General features: G+C 66.5%; 10 protein-coding genes and 1 riboswitch. Of the genes, 4 read left to right on the top strand and 6 right to left on the bottom strand.

Annotated elements, in window-relative coordinates; all coding sequences use genetic code 11:
* Window positions 1-318 precede the first annotated feature (318 nt).
* Together BLR21_RS22145 and BLR21_RS22140 are read right to left on the bottom strand one after the other, a co-directional pair.
* The gene (locus BLR21_RS22145; protein WP_090007764.1) at window positions 319-924 is read right to left on the bottom strand and encodes a LytR C-terminal domain-containing protein; all 606 of its coding nucleotides are present in this window, start codon (window positions 922-924) and stop codon (window positions 319-321) included.
* Window positions 921-1,202, bottom strand: coding sequence for a DUF3263 domain-containing protein (locus BLR21_RS22140; RefSeq protein WP_030480610.1), 282 nt, complete (start codon window positions 1,200-1,202; stop codon window positions 921-923). Before BLR21_RS22140 ends, BLR21_RS22145 begins: the two co-directional genes overlap by 4 nt.
* Before the next feature lie 108 nt (window positions 1,203-1,310).
* Here BLR21_RS22140 and BLR21_RS22135 point away from each other — a divergent pair, with 108 nt between their 5' ends.
* Window positions 1,311-1,892, top strand: coding sequence for a peptide deformylase (locus tag BLR21_RS22135; protein ID WP_090007763.1), 582 nt, complete (start codon window positions 1,311-1,313; stop codon window positions 1,890-1,892).
* A 3-nt stretch (window positions 1,893-1,895) separates the two neighbouring features.
* Here the strand turns inward: BLR21_RS22135 and BLR21_RS22130 are convergent, their stop codons facing one another.
* Entirely contained in the window at window positions 1,896-2,840 is a 945-nt protein-coding gene (locus tag BLR21_RS22130) for an aldo/keto reductase (RefSeq protein ID WP_218130926.1), read from the bottom strand.
* Between the two features lie 71 nt (window positions 2,841-2,911).
* Between BLR21_RS22130 and BLR21_RS22125 the strand changes: the two genes are divergently transcribed.
* The 3 genes from BLR21_RS22125 (at window position 2,912) to thiD (ending at window position 6,790) form a co-directional block, all read left to right on the top strand.
* Window positions 2,912-3,514: a LysE family translocator gene (locus tag BLR21_RS22125; protein WP_090007760.1), complete on the top strand. Its 603-nt coding sequence runs from the start codon at window positions 2,912-2,914 to the stop codon at window positions 3,512-3,514.
* 709 nt (window positions 3,515-4,223) lie between these two features.
* A riboswitch (TPP riboswitch) is annotated at window positions 4,224-4,348 on the top strand.
* Window positions 4,338-5,978, top strand: a complete 1,641-nt coding sequence (gene thiC, locus BLR21_RS22110; RefSeq protein WP_090007755.1) for a phosphomethylpyrimidine synthase ThiC — start codon at window positions 4,338-4,340, stop codon at window positions 5,976-5,978. Its footprint overlaps the riboswitch before it by 11 nt.
* On the top strand, window positions 5,975-6,790 hold the full coding sequence (thiD, locus tag BLR21_RS22105; RefSeq protein WP_090007753.1) for a bifunctional hydroxymethylpyrimidine kinase/phosphomethylpyrimidine kinase: 816 nt from the start codon (window positions 5,975-5,977) through the stop codon (window positions 6,788-6,790). Before thiC ends, thiD begins: the two co-directional genes overlap by 4 nt.
* Here the strand turns inward: thiD and BLR21_RS22100 are convergent.
* From BLR21_RS22100 to BLR21_RS22090, 3 genes are read right to left on the bottom strand one after another with little or no spacing between them, the layout of a single operon-like run.
* Window positions 6,733-7,275, bottom strand: a complete 543-nt coding sequence (locus tag BLR21_RS22100) for a phosphatase domain-containing protein (protein ID WP_176929736.1) — start codon at window positions 7,273-7,275, stop codon at window positions 6,733-6,735. The genes thiD and BLR21_RS22100 overlap by 58 nt on opposite strands.
* The gene (locus tag BLR21_RS22095) at window positions 7,272-7,826 is read right to left on the bottom strand and encodes an isochorismatase family protein (RefSeq protein WP_090007751.1); all 555 of its coding nucleotides are present in this window, start codon (window positions 7,824-7,826) and stop codon (window positions 7,272-7,274) included. Before BLR21_RS22095 ends, BLR21_RS22100 begins: the two co-directional genes overlap by 4 nt.
* A 4-nt stretch (window positions 7,827-7,830) precedes the next feature.
* On the bottom strand, window positions 7,831-9,006 hold the full coding sequence (locus BLR21_RS22090) for a hypothetical protein (protein WP_143027821.1): 1,176 nt from the start codon (window positions 9,004-9,006) through the stop codon (window positions 7,831-7,833).
* Window positions 9,007-9,014 lie beyond the last annotated feature (8 nt).

The following is a 9,014-nucleotide window of genomic DNA, read 5'->3' as shown; positions in this document are numbered from 1 at the left end:
CGCCTGCGCTACTGCCCACGCACCCAGGCCTACCTGCAACGACGCACCGAACAAGGCCTCACCAAACGCGACATCATCCGCTGCCTCAAGCGCTATATCCTCCGCGAAGCCCACACAGCGATCATGAAAGACCTCGCACTCACTGCTTGACATCTATAGGAGCGTCAGGCAGCCGCCCAAAGCAACAGGCGTGCCATCTACCTACGCACGGCGTGGACCCCCTGATCAGATTGCCGGGGGTCTGGGGGCAGCGCCCCCAGGGAAAGCACGCAACCGCAAGCCCGCCCGCAACCAAACCACCCACAAAACCCGCGACCCCTACTTACTCTTAGAAACACCCTGATAATCATTGGTGACAATCAAAATGATCCCAGCAGCAGAAGACTGGATCCCATCGAACCGAGGCTCAACCCGAGCCCGCAACACCGAGGCCAGCTCCTTGGCAGAAGCCTCCTCATCAGTCCCGGGCCGGAAGTAAACGGTGGTGGTGGGAATGGTCCCACCGGAGTAGTTCCCAGTCCCCTCAACCGTCCACCCACTGGCCCGAACCTCATCAGAGGCCCTGGATGCCAACCCGGTGATAGTAGAGTTGTTGTAAATCCGAACCGGAGCCTTAACCGTCCCAGGCTGGGTAACAGGCGGAGGCGGCACAACAGAAGAAGCCGGCACAGTAGGCGAAGCCGAGGTAGTGCCAACAGCAGAAGACGACACAGGCGGCTCAGAAGAGGCCTGCGCGGAAGCGGAAGTAGTAGCCACGGAAGGAGGCGTTGTGGAGGCCCCTCCGGCAACAGGGGGTGTGTCAGAAGACCCCCCGCTGAAAAGGCTGACAACGCCGATCACCAACGCGACGGCGGCGACGCCGAGCAGGGCGAAGCCGGCGGCCTTGGCCGGACGGGACGGGCTTGCGGACTCGGGGGAGGTCATCGGTCCTCGGTGCTCCTGGCGCGGGCGCGAACCCTTTGGCGGCCTGTCCGGACGCCGCGCAGCCGTTTGACGAGCATCGGATCGGCAGCCAGGGCGGCTTCGGATTCAACGAGCGCGTTGAGCAGCTGGTAGTAGCGGGTCGCGGACATGTCGAACAGTTCCCTGATGGCCTGTTCCTTGGATCCCGAGTACTTCCACCACTGACGCTCGAACGCGAGCATCGTGCGTTCGCGGCTGGTCAGCCCGTCAGCAGAGGTGAGCGTCTCGGCGTGATCCATCTGGCTCCCCACGGTAGCCACACCATCTCAGGTGCGGGCAATTCAATCACGTGATCGTTCCAACCTACCGCGCGACACCGACAGTTTTGGACCGCATAAAGTTCAGCCATGGCCGTCCACCGCATCCGCATCGCCGGCGACCCCGTGCTCCACAACCCGACGCGCGAGGTCACCGAGTTCGACACCGGGCTGAAGACCCTCGCCGACGACATGTTCGAGACGATGGCAGCGGCTCGCGGAGTGGGGCTCGCGGCCAACCAGATCGGCGTCGACCTGCGGATTTTCGTCTACGACTGCCCGGACGACGAGGGTGTCCAGCACCGCGGTGCGATCGTGAACCCCACGCTGGAGACCTCCGGGGTCCCGGAGACCATGCCGGACCCGGACGACGACTTCGAGGGCTGCCTGAGCGTGCCCGGCGAGGCGTACCCGACCGGACGCGCCCACTGGGCGAAGGTGACCGGCCAGGACCTCGACGGGCAGCCGTTCGAGGTCGAGGGCACCGGCTTCTTCGCGCGCTGCCTGCAGCACGAGACCGACCACCTCAACGGCTTCCTCTACACCGACCGCCTGATCGGCCGGTACCGGAAGGAAGCCAAGCGGATGCTGCGCGACAACGAGTGGAACCAGCCGGGCCTCTCGTGGGACCCGACCGATCCCGCGAACTTCGACGAGGACGACGAGGACTAGGACTCAGGACTGGGGCCGGAGCACCGACTCCACCTGTGCCAGCTCGTCCACCGTCAAAGCACCGAACTCCAAAGCACCCGCGTTCTCCTCGACCTGAGCCACCGTCCGGACGCCCGGAATCGGCACCAGGCGGGGAGAACGCGCCCAGAACCACGCCAGCGCACCCTGCACCAACGTCCGGCCACCCGACGTCAGCACGTCACGAACGGCCTCACGGGCCGCGAAGTACTCCGGTGACGGCCGGCCGTCGACGAAGAACCGCAGCCAGGACGGGTTCGTGACGCGCACGTCGTCCGCAGGCAACTCCGGGAACGTCTCCCGCGCCAGCAGTCCCATCGCCAACGGCCTCCGGCACAGCACCGCGAAGTCGCCCGCGTACATCGCGGGGTTGTCGAACAGCAGGTTGATGTCGGCCTGCGCCGCGATCCCGTGCTCGCCCTCGCAGAAGAACCGCGCCCGCTCGACGTCGTCGGTGCTCCACCCGTAGGCACGGATCTTGCCGGCCGCGACCAGCGCCTCGCACTCGTCGCGCAGCAGCGCCGCCTCCTCCAGTCCCAGGTCGCCCACGTGCAGCTGGTAGAGGTCGATCCGGTCGGTGCCCAGCCGCCGCAACGACCCCTCGACGGCGCGGCGCAGGTACTCGACCGACCCCTCGTTCCCGGTCATCCGCCTCGACGAGGCGTCGAAACCGCAGCCCCACTTCGTGGCGATCAACACCTGGTCACGCACGTCCGCAAGCGCTTGCCTCACCACGGTCTCCGCGTGCCCGCAGCCGTAGACGTCCGCGGTGTCGAACAGCGTCACGCCCAACTCCACCGCCCGGCGCAACGCCTTGACCGACTCGCCGTCGTCAGCCGGTCCCCAGCCGACCGGCAGGCCGTCCGGGCCGGAGAACGGTCCACCCATGGCCCACGTGCCGAATCCCAGCTTGCCCAGTTCCAAGGTCATGGGCCTACCGAACATCCTGGAGCGCGCTCCAGGTCAAGAAACAAGTTGCTCGTGTCGGCGACCATCAACGCATGCCCATCGACAACATCGTCGCCTTCGTCGCGGCCTCGTTCCTCATCGCACTGTCGCCCGGACCTGGCACGGCCATGGTCCTGCGACAGTCGGTGCACGGGCGAAAAGCCGCACTGGCGACGGTGTTCGGCATGGAGGTCGGCGTCGCCTGCTGGGCCGTCGCCGCCGCCCTGGGCCTGAGCGTCCTGCTCACCGCGTCCGAGATCGCCTTCCACGCGCTCCGGATCGCGGGAGCCCTCTTCCTGATCTACCTGGGCATCAAGGCCCTGATCAGCAGGAGCCTGCCCGACGCCGCGCCGCCGCCGGCCAGCCAGGCGTTCCGCAGCGGCCTGGTCGTGAACCTGGTCAACCCGAAGCTCGGCGTGTTCGCGATCTCGTTCCTACCGCAGTTCGTGCCTGCCGGGGAGGCCGGCCAGGGGGTTCTGCTCTTCCTCGCCATCGGCTGGGTGCTGATCGACACCGTCTGGTACCTGATCATCGTCTCGATCCTGCACACGATCAGGGGCTGGCTCGGCCGGCCGCGCGTCCGTCCCGCGCTCGAGAAGCTGTCGGGCGGCGTGCTGCTGGCGCTCGGAATCCGGCTGGTACTCGACCCGCGTTGAGATCGGGTTGCCGCGGCGCCAGAAGAGCTCCGGCAACCCGGCCAGCTCACCGAAGGTGTGGCAGGCGGCCATCGACGCGTAGCCGCCGGCCAGCACGTGCGCGCGGATCCGGTCCAGACGGCCGAACTCGATCACCTCACCGGCGATCAGGAACGGCAGCACCAGCTGCCAGGCCTGCACGACGGCCGGACGACGCCGGTGAGGTGCGCGCAGGGCCGCGCGGGCGACTCGCAGCAAGTGCTCGTTCGCGCTCATCGTGTACGGGTGCGCCGCGTGATCCCAGCTCCACCGGCGCTCCTCGGTGACCGCGCACCGCACGCACTCGACCGGCCCGGTGCCCAGTTCGGCTCCGCAGCGTGAGCACGCCAGCAGCGTCATCGCCCAGTCGACGCACGTCCACGGGTACTGGCCGACGTCCGCGGAGGTGACCAGTTCGGCCAGCTCGCGGTCCGCCAGCTGGGACGACGTGCGCAGCGCCTCCCAGTCCGCGAGCCAGAACTGGTCGAGCAGTTCCGCGCAGAAGCCGCAGTCGGGGTAGCCGCGACCTGCGAGTTCCCCGCAGGAAGGGCATGCCGAGACCACGGCGGGGCGCTGACCGCGACGCGCGCCGGGCGGGAACGGCTGGTGATCAGCCACGAGGAAGAGATTAGGGGCAAACGACGCCCTTGGCAGCTACGGCGCGCTCTGACTATGGTCGGTTCTCGACAACTCAACACAACGCGGGAGCTCGCGCCAAAGCGGGCTGAGAGGGTGACTGGCAGTAGTGCCGGCGTCACCGACCGCCTGAACCTGACCGGGTAATGCCGGCGTAGGGAGGAATGTCGTGACGGCACTTGACGACCGTTCGGTCAAGCCCAGTGTGACCACCGGCCCGATCTCTGGGTCTCGCAAGGTGTACCGCGATGGTGTGCCTTTTCGCAGGGTGGAACTGACCAACGGCGAACATGTCGATCTGTACGACACTTCCGGTCCGTATACCGACGACAACGCGACCATCGACGTCCACAGTGGACTTCCTGACCTGAGGTCGGGGTGGATCGCCGAACGGGAACCGATCAACGGAGCTGTCAGTCAGCTCGCGTACGCGAAGGCCGGGATCATCACCCCGGAGATGCGCTACATCGCGGTGCGAGAGAACCTCGACGCGGAGTTCGTGCGCGAGGAGGTGGCCATCGGGCGTGCGGTCATTCCGTTGAACCGCAAGCACCCCGAGGCCGAGCCGATGATCATCGGCAAGAAGTTCCTCGTGAAGATCAACGCCAACATCGGCAACTCCGCGGTGTCGTCGTCGATCGAGGACGAGGTCGACAAGATGGTGTGGGCGTCCCGCTGGGGTGCCGACACGATCATGGACCTCTCCACCGGCAAACGGATCCACGAGACGCGCGAGTGGATCCTGCGCAACTCGCCCGTGCCGATCGGCACCGTGCCGATCTACCAGGCACTGGAGAAGGTGAACGGCGACCCGGCGGCGCTGTCGTGGGAGGTCTACCGCGACACCGTGATCGAGCAGGCCGAGCAGGGCGTCGACTACATGACCGTGCACGCGGGCGTGCTGCTGCGGTACGTGCCGCTGACGGCCAAGCGCGTCACGGGCATCGTCTCGCGCGGTGGGGCGATCATGGCCGCGTGGTGCCTCGCGCACCACAAGGAGAGCTTCCTCTACACGCACTTCGAGGAACTCTGCGACATCCTGCGCACCTACGACGTGACGTTCTCGCTGGGCGACGGGCTGCGGCCGGGTTCCATCGCGGACGCCAACGACGAGGCGCAGTTCGCCGAGCTCAGGACCCTCGGCGAGCTCACGCACATCGCACGCGCCCGTGACGTCCAGGTCATGATCGAGGGCCCCGGCCACGTGCCGATGCACAAGATCGCCGAGAACGTCCGGCTCGAGGAGGAGTGGTGCGGCGAGGCGCCGTTCTACACCCTCGGGCCGCTGGCCACGGACATCGCGCCGGCGTACGACCACATCACGTCCGCGATCGGCGCGGCGCAGATCGGCTGGCTGGGCACCGCGATGCTCTGCTACGTCACGCCGAAGGAGCACCTGGGTCTGCCGAACCGCGACGACGTGAAGATCGGCGTGATCACGTACAAGATCGCGGCGCACAGTGCGGACCTCGCCAAGGGCCACCCCGGCGTCCAGGACTGGGACGACGCGTTGTCCAAGGCGCGCTTCGAGTTCCGCTGGGAGGACCAGTTCAACCTGTCGCTCGACCCGGACACCGCGCGCTCGTTCCACGACGAGACGCTCCCCGCGGAACCGGCGAAGACGGCACACTTCTGCTCGATGTGCGGGCCGAAGTTCTGCTCCATGAAGATCACGCAGGACGTGCGGCGCTACGCCGAGGAACGCGGACTGTCCACAGTGGAGGCGATCGAGGCGGGCATGGCGGAGAAGTCCGACGAGTTCGTCGACACGGGCAAGAAGGTCTATCTCCCGGTCGTGGAGACTTCGTGACCGAACCACCACCCAGGGTCCTCACCATCGCCGGAAGCGATTCCGGCGGTGGTGCGGGTATCCAGGCCGACCTCCGCACGCTCTTCGCGTGCGGAGTGCACGGCTGCGTCGCGCTGACGGCCGTGACGGTCCAGAACTCTTTGGGCGTCACGGGAGTCTCGGAGATCCCGGCGGACGTCGTCGCGGCGCAGATCATCTCGGTCGCCGAGGACATCGGTGTGCAGGCCGCGAAGACCGGCATGCTCGCGTCGGCGGCGATCATCGAGGCCATCACACCGGCCCTGGACCGCGTCGGCATCGGCTCGGGCAGGACGCCGTTCGTCGTCGACCCGGTCTCGGCGTCCATGCACGGCAACCAACTCCTCGCCGACAACGCCCTGGACGCGTTGCGCGGCCTGCTGTTCCCGCGCGCGACGCTGGTGACGCCGAACCTCGACGAGGTGCGGCTGATCACCGGCATCGAGGTGAAGGACCGCGTGGACCAGCGCGTGGCGGCGGAGGCGTTGCACGCCCTGGGTCCGGAGTGGGTGCTCGTGAAGGGCGGCCACATGTGGGACGACCCGGAGTGCCTCGACCTGCTCTACGACGGCCGCGAGTTCATCGAACTGCCCGGCCCGCGCTACGACACCGAGAACACGCACGGCAGCGGCGACACTTTGGCGTCGTCGATCAGCTCTGCGCTCGCTCGTGGTGCTTCGGTGCCGGAGGCCGTGCGGTTCGGCAAGGACTTCATCGTTCGGTCGGTCGCGGCGTCCTACCCGCTGGGTGGCGGCGTCGGCCCGGTGTCGCCGTTCTGGAAGCTCGACAGGTAGCGAGCGCCACCAGGCGCTACCTCGTCCTCGTTGCCGTGCCTGGGAGTCCAAGGTGACCAGGTTGCCTGGTGAACGGGAAGCCCAGCTTCTCGAAGATGGCGAACCACGCGCGGATCGTCGTCCACGATCATGACGACTGTGTGGCGGTACTGGAGTTCCTGGATCCGTTCGAGCTTGACCACCCGAGCCGGCCGCTTGTCGCCCTCGCGCTGCATCAGCAACGCGCCGGGCGGCAAGCCCTGCTCGGCAAGCCATCGCCGGGTGAGTTCCATGATCCGTGCAGGCCTGCCGGTCAGCCAGACGATGTCGTGATCGGCGGCCAGCTTGTGGGCGAGTTCGGCACCCTGCGGCAGTACTTCGTCATCACCGGCGGCGTCGAAGAAGTCCGCCCACTTGCTGGGTGAGTCCGAGTCGAGCAGGTGAAGCCGGTGCCGGACATCGGCCACGGTTCCATCGATGTCCAGGACCGCTACAGGGCGACTCACGCGGTAACGACCAACTTCTCGGTGAACAGCGTGTCAGCGTCGACGAGCTGCCGTCGGCCGATGAACCGACCGGTGACCAGCAGCCCTGCCTCGTGCGGCTCCTCTCCCGCGTGGCTGTAGACCGCATCCGTGATCACCCAAGGCGTCAGACCGCGTTCGAAGGCATCGCAGGCCGTCTTGAGAACGCACGACTCGGTGGCGATGCCGACGATCACGATGTCGGTCCAACCGTGATCAGCGACGACCGCGGTGCCCTCATCGGTGAACAAGGAGTAGATCGGCTTGTCGAGGACTCCGACTGCTCGCTGCGATGCTTCGACCAGATCGCCGACGATGTCGATCTCCGGAGGTTTCTGCATCCGTGACCAGTGGATCAGCCGTTCGTACGGTGACTCCGGATAGTTGACGAACCTGGTGAACAGGGTCGCTCCACCCAACTGCTCCCAGCGCCGCACCACATCAGCGACACGAGGCACGATGGGCGCCGACTTGCTGGACACGAAGCCGTTCTGCACGTCGACTACCACCAGGACGCTCTTGACCAGATCCACTGCTTCATTCTCCGTCCACGTCGCGCAACAACTCCAGCGCGGTGGTCAGGTGCTTTCCCAGCTCGCTGGTTTCCAGCACCGCGCTGCGCATGGAGGCGTGCTGAGCCGTTTCCTGCGGTCTGGTGACAGTCAGGCGAGACCTGACAGCCCGAACCCAGCGCCACCCGTACTCAGCAGGAACAACGGGATCATGTCCTTGTTCAACCTGTTCGTGCACGTGATGGCAGTAGGACCACAACGCCTGCACCAGCAGCTCGCACTCGATCAGATCGGATACCTGCAGGGCACGCCCTGGGGCTTGCGGGTAGTAGCTGAGGCCGGCCCAACTGGCACACCCGATGGACAAACCACCGACCCCGAACTCGTCGATCCGTCCATCGTGGAATCCGTCCCGCAGCAGCGCCTGCTCAACCAACTCAGCGTGGTGAAGCGATGGTCCAGCGTCATCGGTTCCCCGATCGAGCAACACTCGCGGCATGCTCAGCAACCGAAGCGCGATCGTCAGTTCACGACCTCTCCACGGCGGCTCGTGCACCCAATATGCGGACAACACGTAGTGCGCCACCGGGATCTCGGACCCGGTGGCCTCGCGGAGCCAGTCGGTCGCCCACTGGCGAGCATCGCGATAGGTCTGTCGCCGCCAGACCGCGAGACTGGCGATGTTCGGCACGGAGAGATCCTCCGCCAGGTGAAAGACCCCTACGCCCCAAGGAAAGGCGTACAGCGTGCAAACCCCTGCGGGATGTTCGACCTGCCCGACGTGGCAGCCCGCCCACTGCACAGCACCGGGTGCGAGGCGCGCTGCCTCGATGAGAACAGGGAGCAACTCGGACCCGAGGTACACGGGTACGAACTTGTGACTGGTGAGCCCACACGACCCGTCGGCCTGGACATCTCCGCTGAGAGTGCCGAACAGGTCGTGTGAGTTGGTCTCGAACGCAGCGCAGTAGAGCCGGATGTAGACCTCGTCTCTAACAGCGGCACGACCTGTCTCGTGGCGGTAGATGGCCTTTGTCATGGCGCTCAACTCCGGCGTCGGAAGATCCAGAAGCCGACCGAGCCTCTCGAACTCCCTCGCGAGTCGCTCTCGTCCCCACCCTTTGGCCTGACGCCGGGCGATCAGCACGATGTTGGGCGTGGCCCGCTTTCCCTCACTGGTCACACCGGCCTCGCTGGACATCGCCCATG

Origin of the sequence: Lentzea albidocapillata subsp. violacea (assembly GCF_900100275.1) — a bacterium.
Classification (GTDB): Bacteria; Actinomycetota; Actinomycetes; order Mycobacteriales; family Pseudonocardiaceae; genus Lentzea; species Lentzea violacea.
This window is presented reverse-complemented; position numbering and strand designations above follow the sequence as displayed.